General features: G+C 57.9%; 18 protein-coding genes. 14 read left to right on the plus strand and 4 right to left on the minus strand.

Annotated elements, in window-relative coordinates; all coding sequences use genetic code 11:
* Window positions 1-478 precede the first annotated feature (478 nt).
* The 10 genes from B1756_RS20035 to B1756_RS07780 all read left to right on the plus strand — a co-directional run bounded on the left by B1756_RS20035 (window position 479) and on the right by B1756_RS07780 (window position 9,191).
* A complete protein-coding gene (locus B1756_RS20035) occupies window positions 479-604 on the plus strand; it encodes a hypothetical protein (RefSeq protein WP_267128233.1) in 126 nt (41 codons plus the stop codon).
* Complete coding sequence (locus tag B1756_RS07745; protein WP_152031270.1) at window positions 605-2,539, plus strand: DUF8148 domain-containing protein; 1,935 nt, start codon at window positions 605-607, stop codon at window positions 2,537-2,539. It begins immediately after the preceding gene.
* 78 nt (window positions 2,540-2,617) lie between these two features.
* Complete coding sequence (locus B1756_RS19185) at window positions 2,618-3,331, plus strand: hypothetical protein (RefSeq protein ID WP_152031271.1); 714 nt, start codon at window positions 2,618-2,620, stop codon at window positions 3,329-3,331.
* Between the two features lie 181 nt (window positions 3,332-3,512).
* Complete coding sequence (locus B1756_RS07750; RefSeq protein ID WP_086888019.1) at window positions 3,513-3,881, plus strand: hypothetical protein; 369 nt, start codon at window positions 3,513-3,515, stop codon at window positions 3,879-3,881.
* 31 nt (window positions 3,882-3,912) lie between these two features.
* A complete protein-coding gene (locus tag B1756_RS07755; protein ID WP_152031272.1) occupies window positions 3,913-4,317 on the plus strand; it encodes a DUF8023 family protein in 405 nt (134 codons plus the stop codon).
* 5 nt (window positions 4,318-4,322) lie between these two features.
* On the plus strand, window positions 4,323-4,859 hold the full coding sequence (locus B1756_RS07760; protein ID WP_086888021.1) for a hypothetical protein: 537 nt from the start codon (window positions 4,323-4,325) through the stop codon (window positions 4,857-4,859).
* 109 nt (window positions 4,860-4,968) lie between these two features.
* Window positions 4,969-6,873, plus strand: coding sequence for an Env/VP5 family phage fusion protein (locus B1756_RS07765; RefSeq protein ID WP_086888022.1), 1,905 nt, complete (start codon window positions 4,969-4,971; stop codon window positions 6,871-6,873).
* 2 nt (window positions 6,874-6,875) lie between these two features.
* Complete coding sequence (locus B1756_RS07770; protein WP_086888023.1) at window positions 6,876-7,385, plus strand: DUF8063 family protein; 510 nt, start codon at window positions 6,876-6,878, stop codon at window positions 7,383-7,385.
* A complete protein-coding gene (locus B1756_RS07775) occupies window positions 7,382-8,200 on the plus strand; it encodes a DUF8125 domain-containing protein (protein WP_152031273.1) in 819 nt (272 codons plus the stop codon). The genes B1756_RS07770 and B1756_RS07775 overlap by 4 nt, the downstream gene beginning before the upstream one ends.
* A complete protein-coding gene (locus B1756_RS07780; protein WP_086888025.1) occupies window positions 8,193-9,191 on the plus strand; it encodes a hypothetical protein in 999 nt (332 codons plus the stop codon). Before B1756_RS07775 ends, B1756_RS07780 begins: the two co-directional genes overlap by 8 nt.
* A gap of 179 nt (window positions 9,192-9,370) precedes the next feature.
* On the opposite strand, the gene B1756_RS07785 is transcribed toward B1756_RS07780, so the two are convergent.
* From B1756_RS07785 to B1756_RS07800, 4 genes are all read right to left on the minus strand, one after another.
* Entirely contained in the window at window positions 9,371-10,012 is a 642-nt protein-coding gene (locus tag B1756_RS07785; RefSeq protein WP_152031274.1) for a hypothetical protein, read from the minus strand.
* Window positions 10,013-10,092: 80 nt separating this feature from the next.
* Complete coding sequence (locus B1756_RS07790) at window positions 10,093-10,872, minus strand: DUF7961 domain-containing protein (RefSeq protein WP_086888027.1); 780 nt, start codon at window positions 10,870-10,872, stop codon at window positions 10,093-10,095.
* Between the two features lie 63 nt (window positions 10,873-10,935).
* Window positions 10,936-11,202: a hypothetical protein gene (locus B1756_RS07795; RefSeq protein WP_228434539.1), complete on the minus strand. Its 267-nt coding sequence runs from the start codon at window positions 11,200-11,202 to the stop codon at window positions 10,936-10,938.
* 23 nt (window positions 11,203-11,225) lie between these two features.
* The gene (locus tag B1756_RS07800; RefSeq protein WP_086888029.1) at window positions 11,226-11,537 is read right to left on the minus strand and encodes a winged helix-turn-helix domain-containing protein; all 312 of its coding nucleotides are present in this window, start codon (window positions 11,535-11,537) and stop codon (window positions 11,226-11,228) included.
* 492 nt (window positions 11,538-12,029) lie between these two features.
* On the opposite strand from B1756_RS07800, the gene B1756_RS07805 reads away from it, so the two are divergent.
* From B1756_RS07805 to B1756_RS07820, 4 genes are all read left to right on the plus strand, one after another.
* Entirely contained in the window at window positions 12,030-13,058 is a 1,029-nt protein-coding gene (locus B1756_RS07805) for a tyrosine-type recombinase/integrase (RefSeq protein WP_086888030.1), read from the plus strand.
* A 227-nt stretch (window positions 13,059-13,285) separates the two neighbouring features.
* The gene (locus tag B1756_RS07810) at window positions 13,286-13,636 is read left to right on the plus strand and encodes a hypothetical protein (protein ID WP_152031275.1); all 351 of its coding nucleotides are present in this window, start codon (window positions 13,286-13,288) and stop codon (window positions 13,634-13,636) included.
* A gap of 278 nt (window positions 13,637-13,914) precedes the next feature.
* Window positions 13,915-14,133: a helix-turn-helix domain-containing protein gene (locus B1756_RS07815; RefSeq protein ID WP_086888032.1), complete on the plus strand. Its 219-nt coding sequence runs from the start codon at window positions 13,915-13,917 to the stop codon at window positions 14,131-14,133.
* Window positions 14,120-14,767, plus strand: a complete 648-nt coding sequence (locus B1756_RS07820) for an HTH domain-containing protein (RefSeq protein ID WP_186336517.1) — start codon at window positions 14,120-14,122, stop codon at window positions 14,765-14,767. The genes B1756_RS07815 and B1756_RS07820 overlap by 14 nt, the downstream gene beginning before the upstream one ends.
* Window positions 14,768-14,773: the final 6 nt, after the last annotated feature.

Below are 14,773 nucleotides of genomic sequence, written 5' to 3' on the forward strand. Positions count from 1 at the left end.
ACGACGCGAGGGAAAGCCCGGACCGTAGGGAGCGCAGCGAAGCGAGCGACCGGCCTCGTTCCGGCCAGGGAGCGACGCGAGGGAGTTCCTCTACCAACACTCTGGATCGCACACCGCGTATTCTCACAGACGGTGGATACGTTCGAACGGAATTCTCCCCGTATCGTCGTCCGTTCACGAAACCGCCGACGGTCTCTCAGACCGGTGCAGGGTATCGCTACGTTCGCTGTACTCACGGGGATTCCGACGACACTGTGTATATCCACCAGCTGTGTGCGATCGCCGCTGGTGCAGACCCACACGACGTATTCAGCGATCGCTACGACGTCCGTCACATTGTCCCGGATAACTGGCTCAGCTCTGACGTGCAAACTGCGGCCGGGAAACCCTACCTCAACACTCCCGAAACGGTCGCACTCTTTCCGATCTGGGCGCGGTCAGAGAACTTCGATCGCTCCTCGAGCGACGGAGGTGCCCGATGACGGTTTACTGTCGTCACTGCCATCGCTCGATCTCCGATCACGGGACGATGGTCCTCGAGGAGCGCTATCTGCTACACATCTGCCCGACAGCCAGCGGTCACACGCTGGTGGACGCGCAGTGAATGGCCGCACTCGTGGGCAGTCAGCAGGGTTGTAACACATCCACAGTAGTCCAGTACCTTGCTGACCACGGCCTGATGGCCTACGGCCAGCGCGATACCGACGCGCTGACCTCCCGCAATAGCGACCGCGTTCGTATTCTCAAGTTCCTCGCGCGTCATCCCGAAGGGATCTCTCAGACCGCGCTGTGTCATTTCGTGCTCAAAGGCGTCTCCTCGAGCGACTACACTGGACTGTACGATCTGTCCGGTGATGCCTACGAACGCCACGACGACGCTGCACAGTACATCTACACCGGAAGCGACTGGATTGCGCTCGATGGCTCCGACGACGACTACCAGTTTCTCAACCGCTTCATCAACGACCTCGAGGAAGATACCAACCTCGTGCGGCTCGAGCACGTCGATCGCGACGGCGAGCGTGGTCGATGGGTCTACCCGACCCACCGCCTGCTTGACTTGATTTCAGCAGGCATAACTGAAACGACCACCCACTCGAACGACCTCGTTTACGACCGTGAGTTCTGCCAGAACATCCTCAAAACCACACGTTCGAAGCGTTTGACGCTTTCCGACCCGCAGAAGGAAACCCTCGCTCGGTCGCTCCGTCGTTACATCAAGCGCGTTCGTGACTACCGACTCGCGTTCAACGTCCATCTGGCGAACCGGTCCGGGCACGAAACTCGCCGGATGGTCAAGCCAATGGCTACGCGCTTCTCCGATCGCGGCCGCGTCGATCGGACGTTCGCCATGCTCCAAGACTCCCTCGAGTGGGGAGCCGAACACGCTGACACAGCCGCATTTTGTACGTTCACGACCGATCCGAAGAAGTTCGATAGCCTCTGGGACGCGGTCATGGCTATCAACGAGAATTTTCACGCACTGAATCAGTGGCTCAAATCAGACCCGTCGACAAAGCTCGACACACGGAAGGAAAACGTGCGATCGTGGCGAGGCCCCGGCGACGACGTAACCGGCCGTCCGCGTGAAAAGCTCGAGTACGTCAAAGTCCTCGAGTTCACGTCTCGTGGCTATCCGCACCTTCACGTTCTCTATTTTGATCCCCCGAGGCGAGAGATCGACGGGATGCCGTGGCTTTGTGACAAAGCAGAACTCTCCCACCAGTGGAACAAGGACACCGAGACACGTACCGGCCAGGGGAGAATCGTCGACGTCTACCCGCTGGTCTTTCGCGACGATCTCGACGACCTCGAGGACGCCGAGTTCAACTCGTCCAACGGATTCGTGAGCTGGTATCGGTACGGCGATCACGAACACTCCCAAGAGTGGGTCGAAGATCGCGTTCGGTTCCACCAGCGTGAGGGACAGATCGATTTCGACGGAGACACCGATAATCCGATGCAGAAGACGGCCGGTTCATACCTTGGGAAATACTTGAGCGAAACCTACGCGCTGCTCCTCGATCTCGACAGTCTCGACGATCCCGACTTCCAGGGGACCATCGAGACGCCTTCAAAATCGGCGTGGTGGAAACTCGCCATGTACTGGTGTACACAACGTCGTTTCTGGTCGCCCTCGAGGACGATCCGGCGGGATATCGACCTCGACGAAGACAGGACCGATATTCGCCGTGGCGTCGCCGACGCCACCAGGTCCTCGCTGCTCTATCATTCAGAACGTCTCGATGATGGTCATGCACTTTACCCTGATCTCGATCGTGAGCGAGCTGACTCGATACTCTACCGACTTGCTCGCGATCTCGTCGCAGAGAAGGAACTCGAGGCTATGCAAGCGTCAACTACTACGACGACACTTGCAAATGTCGAATATCTCGGTGCGTACCACTTCGACGATCTTCCATCGTCTCCTGATCGACGTGTGCGTCCCGATGTGTTTCAGGCTGCAGTTCATGACCCGAAAGAACCTGTCGTACTTGCTTCAACAGGTGACAGACCTCCTCCGCTAAAGCAAATGTGATACCTGTTTGCTAGTCCTGTTAGCTACAGGTAAACATATCCACCAGATACATAACAATAGAACCACATTTCAAAGTCAATGAATCACGACGAGATTAATACAATTATCGGAATATCTACTCTTCTCGTAATGATAATATTTGTTGGTATTCCTACCGCAGCGGAATATTATCCCAACCTATTTCCAACGTTTTTAGCATGGATACCATTTAGTTTACTACGTTCAATTAGTATTCCAGTTGTTTCCATCTCAATTGGATTCATTATTGGCTGGTATCTTCGCGGAATAAACGATCGTGATTATTCTAATGGACCCGAGACCTCCGAGGATAGCTCCAACTCTATTAATGAAATAGAGGGGTGTGTTGAAAAAGATGGCATAATATGGAAGGGGTTAGCACAAATACACAATAGGAGAGTTGGGAACGTTGATTTTCCTTTCGAACCACGTTGTCCTAAATGTCGGAAAGAGATGAACATGGAATCGTACAAAATCAACTCTATGAGCGCTCGTAGAGACCCATTTGGTCGTTCATCTACACAAACACGCCGATTGTGGGAGTGTCCTGACGAAGACTGTGGCCATTCTACGTCAAGAACTACAGACCAACAAAAAGAAGCGCGCAAGCTTTTCAAAGGAGAGGTTGAAAAGCTGGTGGAAAGTAAAGGGGAGGAGCACTCATTAGAAAATATAATTGAAAGAATTGATGGTGAGATTTCACCGAGAAGTATCTGGGAGGAATATGCTGAGGTTGTTGATTCCTCACATGTGTCAACTAATTGCTTTCCGTAGTTCTTGAATTATTGACTATTTTATTAACTTGCAACTATTCGATTTCTCGCATTTATTGGCTATCTGATCAGTTCTCACATTACCAAATTACGTAGCCGGAACGTACCGCCTATCTAGCTTTTACCGGCACTTTCGATTCTCAAAGTAACTACGTCGATTCCTTCGGCGTGGTTACGCAACCATGGCAACGGAAGAAGCACAGCCCCCCGAGGGCTTCACGAAGGCTACTGCACCGTCTACGAATAGCGACGACTACGATACCGAATGGGTCGAACGGCCCGAAGTCGGCGAGATAGTTCAGGGCACGCTCCTGGACATGAAGCCCGAGTGTGGCGACTACGACACCACGATTCTCGAGCTGCGGCTGTCCGCTCCGTACGGCGACCACGACGAGGGCGACCTCGTCTGCTTCTGGTCGACCAACGGGATCGACGCCGCCCTCGAGGAGAACGACGTCGCTCGTGGTGAGGAGATCGCCGTCGCCTGTGAGGGCACCTTCGAGATCGACGGCGAAGACCGTCGCGAGTTCGCGCTGTACACCCGCGACTGAACCACTTCCCCTGTCCTGAGATTCCGATATTATGGCAACTAGAAACGGATTCGACATCGGCCGCATGACGAGTAACTACGCAAATCTCCGCACTATCCCGGCGGTACTCGGGGTCCTGTTCGGGCTGATGAGCCTGTACCAGTTCGGCGCGTTTGGCGACACGCTCGGCTTCGCGTGGTTCGACTACGAACTCACCGCGATGCACGCGATGGTTGGCTCGCTGATCGTGTACGTGATCGCGTTCGCCTCGAGCGAAACGCGCTCGTTCGATCACTACCACGACGGCGAGAAGGTCCTGATCGCAGTGTCTGTCCTGCTGATCTTGCTGTACCCGCAAGTCGACTACGCAGTCACACTCGTTGAGTACCACGACCCCGGCACCATGATCGTCGCGTGGCTGGTCACGATCTCGGGCTACGGAGTCGCCATCCGGTGATTCACGTGGACGATTTCAACCGCGCACTCGCGCTCTCCGGCGCTGCCCTGCTCACCATCGGCATCCTGTTAACAGGATTTCTGATGGTCGGCACGGCTGCGGCAGAGAGCACGTTCGACGACGAACTCGATCTCGAGGACGGCGACACACTCGTTGTGAACACCTCGTTCGCCGAGGACGGCACCGCCGATCTCGAGGCGACGATCGAGAACGAAGACGGCGACGAACTCGACGACCTCGAAGACGAACTCGAAGCGGACGCAAACGAGTCTGACGAGTGGACGTACGACTTCGACGCTGACGAGTACGACGACATCGGTAGCAACGACACTGCAACTGCCTTCGTCACCGTCACGGCTGACGAAGACGTCGTCGACGAGTATGCCATCATCGTCGCCGAAGACGACGATGACGGCACGGACGCACCGTCCATCCCGATTTCGAGTGACGACACCGGCTACATCGTCGGCGGTGTCCTGCTCATCTTCGCAATCGGGCTACTCGTCGCCAACAGCGGAAACGGTGGTTCTCGGAGGTACTGATGCTACCACAACTGATCGCAGCACGCGGACTGATCGGCCCTGTCCTGAACGCACTGTTCTGGCTGGGCATCGTCGCAGCACTCGCCGTCGCCGTGGGGGTGCTCTCGCTATGAGCGATGACACCATCTCGCGACGGTCCTATCTCCGACGAGTCGGCACCGTCACAGGTGGCGCTGCTGCGACGACGGCTGGTGCGACGCAGGTTCATCCTGACGCCTCACCAGTCGGCAACGCAGAAGCCGCAGTGCCCGTTGCGCTGCTCGCAGTCGGTGTCGCCGGCGGCGCAGTCAGCCTCGCGTGGACGCAATCGGACTGGAACCCATTCACAGCCGAGGAACCACCCGAGGGCATGACTGCCGAAGCCGCGTACACCTACTGCATCGACACGGCACGCGCACGGCTCTCGAACAACAAGTCCACGATCATCGACAACAAGAACATCATCCAAAACCTCGATCACCGTCTCTACGGTGATGGCAAGCTCGTCGCGATCGAGAAGATCAACGAGCAGGTTTCACAGGATGAGGTCGAAGAGGCCGCGATCGAGGAGGCTCGCGAACAAGCAACGACGATCATCAAGAACTACCTCAAATCGTGGAACGAAGGCGTCCGCGAGTGGGGTTCGATGATCGAGATGCTTGAAGAGCACCCGGATGCCGAAATCACAGACGTCTTCCCCAACGCCTCGTACGACCACAACAACTCCAACGACGGATGGGTCTTCGAGGACGGTGAGGAAGAGGACCACGACTACGAACTCCCGAACGGCGAGACGTTCTACGTCAACACGCCCGCTATCGAGAACTCCGACCACATGGGCGGAGGTCCGTGGTTCCACCAAGGCAGCCCGATCGACCCGTACAACACGGACAGAGTCACCAACGACGAGCACTGGGTCGCCGTCACTCACCCTGACGACGATGAGCGCCACAGGTTCAACTACTTGAACCCGTACGACTGGCTCCCAGTCCTCGAAACGCTCGAGGACATCGTCGAGGAAGTCGAAGAAGGACTCGAGACGTGGGTCGACGGCGTCTACGGCGACGTTCAGTCCGGCGACCTCGATCCCGCCGACCTCATCGGACCTCGCGAACTCGCAGAGATGTCCGCAGAAGAGGAAGGCGTCGATCGAGCAATCGCCGACCTGATCTCGCTCAACGCCGCCGTCAATCTCGACCGCGAGGCCGAACTCTACTTCCCCGACCTCGGGATTTCCGTCGTTGGCATGATCGCGCTCAGCGGCGAACAGACGCTCGAGGCCGGTGACGTGATCGACCCGAACGAAGCCGACCAGACGTTCTACTTCAACTACGACGTCTCCTCCGGCACTGGCGACTGGGACGAATGGGACGCCTATGACCAAATCGAAGCGGGCGTGATGTACTTCACCGAAGAACCGCTCGAAGGGATGGAGTACCACATCTCGACGATCTCCGGCGAGGTGGCAGTCGTCACACTTGACGACTTCACACCTGTCGACGAGGACGACGAGCACCTCGACCCCGACGATGACGACTTCGACGAAGACGACATCGAGAGATGGGAAGTGGACCTCTCCGACCAACTCGACGACCGCATCACGGAAGTCGACGACATCTCCGCCGAAGCGATTCAGGACGACACTGAGTACGAAATGCTCGTCCTCAATCGCGAGTTCGAGATTGTCACCTTCCGTGACGAAGACGGAGAAGAATACGAGGAAACAACGTACGAAGAGACCATCGAACAACCGCACGACGACGATAACTACATCACCGAAGAAGAGTGGGAAGCGGCCGCCGATCGGCATCTCGATCTCATCGAGAGGTACGAAGAGAGCCAACAGGATGACGGCTTTCAGTGGCCGACCATCGACTTCGACAGTGACCTGAACCCGTTGGCGTTCGCACTCGGTGCTGGCGCACTCCTCCTCGCTGCACTTGCTTCGCAAGGCAACGGAGGCGGAGGCGGCGGCATCAACGTTCACAACCACGATTACGGCAACCACGACGACGACCGGAACCGCAACCACTGACCATGACCCACACACGTTTTTTCGTACTTGCCTGCGTAGCGATCGCGCTCCTCTGCGTGCCGATCGCGACCGTGGCAGCAGACGACACAGAACAGCGCGGCCAAACGATCGACGAGTACGCAGCCATCGAAGACTGGACGTACGAGGACGGCGCGTATCACGTCGAACTGAACGGCTCTGAAGGAACCACGGTCTACGCGCTCCCCCCGCTCGACAGCGATGGCGAAGCCTCCTCGAACGTCAACCCGACCTCGGCGACGCTCGACGGCTCGTCGACGACGACCATGGTCATCGAAGGCGATGGTGACGTGCAACTCGTCACCGAGAACTTCTTCGACACCGTCGGCGTCGCGACGCTCTCGAGCGGCACCGGAGCACTCGTACCAAACCCCACGGCGGTCCACCTGTGGATCGTCGGGGGCGCGACCGCAGTCGGCATGGCTTCCATGACGATCGGGCGCGTCGTCGCAGCGATGCTCGGCGTCGGACAGACCACGGAGCGGGTAGCATGACGCGCAAAGTCCTGCACACGCCAAAGCGCAGCGAGGCAACGTCAACGAAGGTGCTCGGATGGCTCCGTCGAAACTGGATGTGGATCGTCGCCATCATCCTCGGCGCAGCCTCCGTCGCACTGATGCTCGGGTTCTCACCAAACGTGTCGACAGAAGTCCTGCTCGTCGCACTCTGCCTCGGATGGGGACTCGTCGCCGGATACCCCGTCTCCGGCGTCGTCATCGACAAGATCGGCGACGAACCCGGCGTCTTCGTCGTCGACGTCGCAGCTGAAACCCTCGAGCACGATTCGGGACTCTACTGGATGCCGTACACCGAGTTCGTCGAGTACGACGTGCTCGACGGCTCACTGGACCAAGTGGCTCCGTTCCTCTACTTCGCTCGCAACGTCGACTCCGAAGCGATGACAATGGAAGGGACGTGGCGCGGCACGCTCACCGATCGCGAACTCCTCGCCGCACTCTCGGCAGTCAAAGAGTGCCGGGGGATGCTCGAGGAGGACGCTCGTCGAGCGTTCGCACTCGAGACGAACCTCTGGAGCGTCGTCTACCGCGCGTCCAAGCACGCAACCAAGTCGGTCGTGAGAACTTTCGAAGAAGGATTGCTCCCCGACGAAGGCGAGGGCGTCGACCGTGCGGTTTCCGACGCGATGGAGCAGTTCGATCTCGAGCGCATGGCTGACCGACTCGACGACGAGAACGCCGACCTCGAGGAGCTGGTCGACGCTGCTGGTGACGACCAGGACTCCGCGCACGCTGACACCGAGGAATCGCTCGACGAACCACTCGAGAGCCCACTCCCAGCCGATGACTGACGAACACCTCCTCACAATTGCGAAGCTTCGAGAGGTCGTCGACGGCGATCTCGACAACCGATCTGCAATCAAACCCCACGCCGGACTGACTCAGAACGATCGACAGCGAGCGGCACTGAACTTCGTCGACACGATCGTCCACGAGTCCGACGCCTTCGACGCGACCAGTCTCGAGGACACCGCACTCGGCCGGGAGTTGTACCCCAATCTCGCGACCAACGCGGCGTCCGAGGCGGTCGCTCGAGGCGATACTTCGCTGGCGTCGTACCTCGTCGGAGTCACAGAAACCGATTACGACGGGTCGGCGCTGACAGTGACGCTCGAGCTGGTCGACGCGCTCCACTTCGATGGCGCACCGTCGTTCTGGTCGGTTTCCGGCAACCCGAACACCGGGAAAACGAACTCGATGTTCAAAATCGTCGACGTCGCCGATCGCGCTGGCGGGGTGATCGAGCAGGTTCCCGACGATCTCCTCGTCCTGAGTAACGCGGAGTCCTGGCGACGAACGGATATCGTCGTCAAGTCGATGCACGACCTGATGGTCCAGCTGCTCGAGCATCGCGACCACCCGAAGATCGTCGTCATCGACGAGGCCTCGACGCACTTCGACGCTCGCACCTACAACTACGAGGTGTCCCAGCAGTGGACGCCAGCAGCGAAGCGGTTCGCGAAGGTCGGCGTCTACGCTGTCGGCCTGATCTGTCACACTGGGAAAGACCTGCACCCGGAAGCGAAACGACTCACGACAGCCGCGATGTGGAAGGAAACGAAGAAAGAGGTCATGTTCTATCAGAACTGGCCGGGCGACGCCGATCGGCCCACGGACCCGCTGTTTCCCGATCCCGTCACCGGGTTCGAGAAAGCAGTCGGGTACGATCCGGACGACGCCGCACCGTGGTCGTGGAACCTCCGCGCCGAGCTGTTCAGCAACGATGCTGACTGGCCCGAACTCCTCGATCTCCTCGAGGAGCGTGGTCCAGCTGATGAGTGATCGGTCTCAGGTTTCGGATAAGAACAGTAATCAGAAATACCGGAACTATCGGAACTGACCCACCCAACCACTCACCCACCCCCATCGGTGAGTTGCTGCTGATCTTTCTGCAGGCAACGAGGATAGAAGCGGCCGAAGCTTCCCCTTGTGGGGGGCTGAGGGCGCTTCTGTTGAAGATATTAAATATAACCGATAGCATACATTATTATGATAATTACCAATATTGTAGACACGAAAAAGTTTTTCATCGTATCATCTGCCCTTAACAAATTGAATCGTTTGTAGCGGAGCAGTTTCTGGTTATGTTCTATCACATCTTCAATGTCACCATGATGGTCCCGTTCGTACTCAATAGCAGAGATTATTCTCATTCTTTGCTTTTTTCTAAACATAAAACTCTTAACGCCGATTAGATCGTGATAAAATAGCTCAACGGTTAGATCATCCCTATCTATTTCTGAAGAACGGATCGCTCTGACAGCATAATACGGAGCCGCCAGGTAGAACAAAACACCTATCACCACCAAACAACCGAAAACGAGAGTTATTAAGAGAACAATAGAAATCGTGATGGTGGCTGGCAGTGTTTCATTGATACTGGTTAAAATATCGATATCAAGTAACATTGATTCGTTCGAATAAATAAGACCATGTTCTAAGAATATGAACTCTGTTGTTTTTTCAACATCAATATTCAAAGCAGCACCAGCGACCAGCACAGAAAGTATTAACAAACATATTTTATATATGTCTCTGGCTTTTTCATCAAGTGAATCAGCTCGTTCAGCTTGTTTATTTAGCTTTTCTAAACGTTCGTCCATAATGGAACCCCCGAGATTGGATTAGTAGCAGAGAGCGAATTATAGAACACGTATGAAGTTCGCGTTTTTGAATATTCTGCTTATGGATCAATCAACTCGAGATTCGAGTACTTGTACGGGTAAGTCCTGATATTCTGGTCGTCACAGTACGACGCGAGCTTTGCAGGATGAATCTCCTTCCAGTCGCCGGGTCCGTCGTCCAACTGCGGGATGAACGCGACGGCGACCGCTTCGTAACTCAGCTTCTCTGGTGGTACCCGCTCGATCACGATCGCGTCGTCCCCGTCGCCCTCGATCTTCCGAACACGGTCACCAGGCGTGAATGGATTCTTCGGTCGCTGATCCATGTGCGCGGTACTCGGTCCAAGCTCGAGCAGCTGGTTCATCGGTCGAGCCGCGAGGTGATCCAGTTTCTCCGGTTCGTCGCCAGAGAAGTTCTCCTGAGTTTCTGCCTTCGATTTCAGCGTCTCGATCCGCTCCCAGCCGAGCAGAATCAGGGCGTCCTCGTTATCTCGGTGCCACGCCATCACTACGATGTCGTCACCGTCGTCGGCCTCGAGGATTCTCTCCGGCAGGAACGTAGACACGTCCCTCGAGGTTTTCACGTCGACCTCGTACCCGAAGACCTCGAAGTCGTAACTCGAGAACATTTCAGGGTTACACCGCCGGATCGCGAACTCGTTCTTCCAGTTCCACATCTCGACCGGGATGAACTCGCGACAGAACTGCTCGAACGCCAGCTCACCGAGGTTCCCGATTCGTTTCACGTCGATGTTCCCTCGATTCGTCTCAGAAACCTGTTTCAAAGCCTGATGATTGGCACGCTCTCGGTCGATCTCGTCCGGTGTATACCGATACATATCTCCAAATCAAATAAGCGAAAGTAGCAACCTGATAAAGTTCTATGCAATATTGCAGATACGTTACCCCCGAATCGCATCGGGTGACGGCCGTGGACGAAGTTCGACGTCCACACCGCCAACAAGATAATCCCTCCCGTCGCCGGTCAGCTCGTACATCTCGCTTCCCTCGTAGATCGGCACGATCAACCCGACCTGGGCCAGCATTTCACAGCGTTCCTCGACGCGACCTCGCGAGGCGTTGAACTTCATTCGCTGAGAGATGAGCTTCGGCGTCGACCAGCCTTCCTCCTCGAGGTACTCGAGTATTCGCTCGTCGAGCGTACACATCCATCGGGCCGGTTTCCGGTTCATTATGTTCTGGAGCGCTCTGTAACATTCGTCTCACTCTCCCCTTCTTCTTTGTTCAGGTACATTTCGTTCTCAGCATCATACTCCTCGTCTAAATAAGCTTTCCCCGTATTTGTAATCACATAAGCACCATTTCCGATCGCTCGCAGTAATCCCTTCTCTGCGAGTTTTTTACACCTTCGTGAGACGTGTGTATTTGAGACACGAATTGAATCGCTCTGGGAGATCTCGCCGACCGCCGCCCCCTCGTTCTCCCGCAGATACTCCAGAATCCGATCGTCCCAGATAGTCATCCACGTTCCCGATTCTCTCATTACCACCCCTTCGTGTATCACCTCCCTTTTTGTTCGCATTTTCCCTTATACGCAACCTACTACCGTTTCAGTGTCTGCATAACATATATGTAATACGGCCCCATTGGGGTGACTGCGGAACTACCGAATAGGCTGAAGATGTGTCTCGCTGGCACGTGAGGCCGGGCGGCGCTGCAACGCCGCCCAGAAGGTGGTTCCCGATTGCAACCATGTACAACGGAACCAGCGCGGGGCAGTCGCCCCACGAGCGAAAAGTGGCGTCGCCGTCAGATAACGATTCCTCCTCTACGCAGGCGGGTACGCACGGGAACCGACCGTCCCGATCGACTCCGTTCGGCAGAGGTGTTTCCGCGTGAGTCAGCGCTGTACCATCTGCCTCGAGCTAGCTGACGTTCAGCTGGCAGTCACTCGCGAGTACGGAACATGCTGGCTCTGTACCGAGTGCGACAAACGGGAGTTCCCGAACGAGACACCGATCGTAGAGGGACGATAATGGTTCGCGGCCCGAAGGACCTCACCCCCCGCGAAGCGGTGCGTCGGTACATCGACGGCCGACGGACGGAACTCACCGAGGAAACAGCGTCCTCGTACTACTACCGGCTCAAATTATTCGTCGAGTGGTGCGAGCGCAACGCAATCGATCGAGTAAGCGAACTCGACGGCTGGCTGCTCGATCAGTACGAGTCCCACCGGTCCGGCGTCGGTGTCGCCCCCACTACGCTGAACAACGAGATGGACACCCTCCAGTCGTTCGTCGAATACCTCGAGCGCATCGAGGCCGTCGACGACGGACTCGGCGAGCGAGTGAACGTCCCAGACGTTCGGCGCGAAGACCGATCTCGCGAGACAAAGCTGGACACCGAGCGAGCGGTCGCGTTGATCCGTCACTACCGATCGACCGACGTCCTTCGAGGGACCCTTCGTCACGCGCTACTCGAAACGGCGTGGCACACTGGTGCCCGGCTCGGTGGGCTTCGATCGGTCGATCTCCGTGACTTCGATCGCGGAGACCAGACGATCGAGTTCGTCCACCGTCCGGAGTCGGGGACTCCGCTGAAGAACAAGCGAGAAGGTGAGCGCATCGTCGGTCTGAACGAAGCCGTCTGCGAAACGATCTCGACGTATATCCAGAACCACCGGTTCGACGTCCACGACGATCACGGACGGCAACCCCTGTTCACGTCCCGTGAGGGTCGACCGAACCCGAATACGGTGCGCGTCTGGATGTACCGCGCTACCTTCCCCTGCGTTCGAACGGAGTGTCCCCACGGTCACGATCCCGACGGGTGCGACTACCGGAACCACTCGAAGGCGAGTCAGTGTCCGTCGTCTCGAGCTCCCCATCACGTCCGTACCGGCTCGATCACCTGGCATCGAGATCGCGGCGTTCCCCGTGAAGTCACCGCTGACCGGGTGAACGCGACACAGGACGTGATCGACGAATACTACGACAAAGCAACGAAGCGCGAGCGGATGGAGAGCCGCCGCCGACCCCACCTTGATAAACTCGACATCGAGTAGACCAATGACAGCCACTCAAACCCCATCGTCCAGTGTTCAGCACCGTGAAAACAGCAGTAAGTCAATCCCGCGCGATCCCATGTTTCTGCCGCGAGCAAATCCGCGAGCGCCAGCTGCTTGACAGCGCGCGGATTTGAATCAGCCATCACCGCGAGATTCCGGCCAAATAGTTCACACGGTAACCGATCAGAATCTATTTGAGTATCTACGGGAGAAAACTCGGACTGATGGTAACACGGAGACGGGTACTTGGTGCAATCGGTGCAGTTGGTGGGACAGCCGTACTCGCGGGGTGTGCCGGGTTGACCGGCCCCAACCCGCAGGTTCGCGACGCCGACATGGAGCAGGATTTCCTCGGGGCACTCACGGGAACGGGGACCGTCGAAGTACTGGTCGAGAACGACGGCCAGGAAGGACAGGTCGAGGTCGTCGTCGAACTCGAGGACAACCACGGCGAGGTAGTCACTCGCGAGATCGAGTCGATCCACATGGAGGAAGGTGAACAGCGACGAATCTCGGTGGACGTCGAGGTTACCGAGGAAGTCGAGGCCTACGAGGTCGAAGCGCGGGCTGGCTGATCGGGGTCGCCGGTGTGTCGTCGGGTTGCGGCCGCAGGTCGTCGACCTCGAGGGCAGGTGTACACGGGTCGAGCGCGCAGTTCGGTGGCCGCGGGACACGGAAACGGGTTGTCGCGAGTGCACACTCCACTGTGAGCCGTGCACACTCCACTGTGAGCCGTGCACACTCCACTGTGAGCCGTGCACACTCCACTGTGAGCCGTGCACACTCCACTGTGAGCCGTGCACACTACTCTCGTGGTAGATTTATATACACGGTCGTGGCCGGTTGTGGTACGATGTTGTCCACGAACGAACACGACCTAGCGGTGCCGAACGACCTCGGATCAGCGGATGCGAAACTCGTCTACGTCGCGTTGACCGTCGCCGGCGAGGCGACGGTGACCGAACTGCAAGACCGCCTCGGGCTATCGAAGCTCACACTGTTGCCGATCCTCTCTGCGCTCGTCTCGGCGAACTACGCGCGACGGACGGAGGGCGGGTATGCGACCAGGTGAGTCACCGGGCGCGAGCGTCGCCAGCGAGCAACGCGACGGACCGGCCCCGACCGCAGCGACCGTTGCCGACTCCCACGTCGTCTGTTACGTCCGGTCGACGGTTCCCGGCCCGGTGGTTCCGACGGTCGACGCCGTCGTCGGTCGCCTCGAGCGGCTGGCCGAGGCAGGCCTGATCGGGTCGGTCGAGGTCACCCACTGGCCGCCGGAGCGCCACGCGGTGCTCGCCGGCGACGGGACGACTCGCGAGGAACTCGTCGACGCGTTCGAGTGCTGGGCGGCCGAGTGTGGCTGCTCACTCGAGCCAGCGTTCAGTCGCCGGGAGCGACCGACGTCCCCCTACGGCGCGAGTGGCGAGGTCGGCACCGACGGCGGTGAGAACACACTCGAGCGGGTTCGCGTCCCGCTCGTCGCGCTGGCGATCTACGACGAGCGAGTCGCCGGGGACGCGAACGGACTCGAGCAGCACCATCCCGACGCAGTCCGGGGGGTCGTCCCGTACACGGAACCCCAAGAGCGAGGCGACGACTGGACCTGTACCGTCGACGAGTGGCTGGCCACGCTCGAGCCGAGCGGCCGAGCGTCGGCTGCGGGCGGGGCCGGAGACGCGTCGTCGCCGGTCGAAAGCTGGCAGTAGGCCGGC

It is taken from the genome of Natrarchaeobaculum aegyptiacum (genome assembly GCF_002156705.1).
GTDB lineage: Archaea > Halobacteriota > Halobacteria > Halobacteriales > Natrialbaceae > Natrarchaeobaculum > Natrarchaeobaculum aegyptiacum.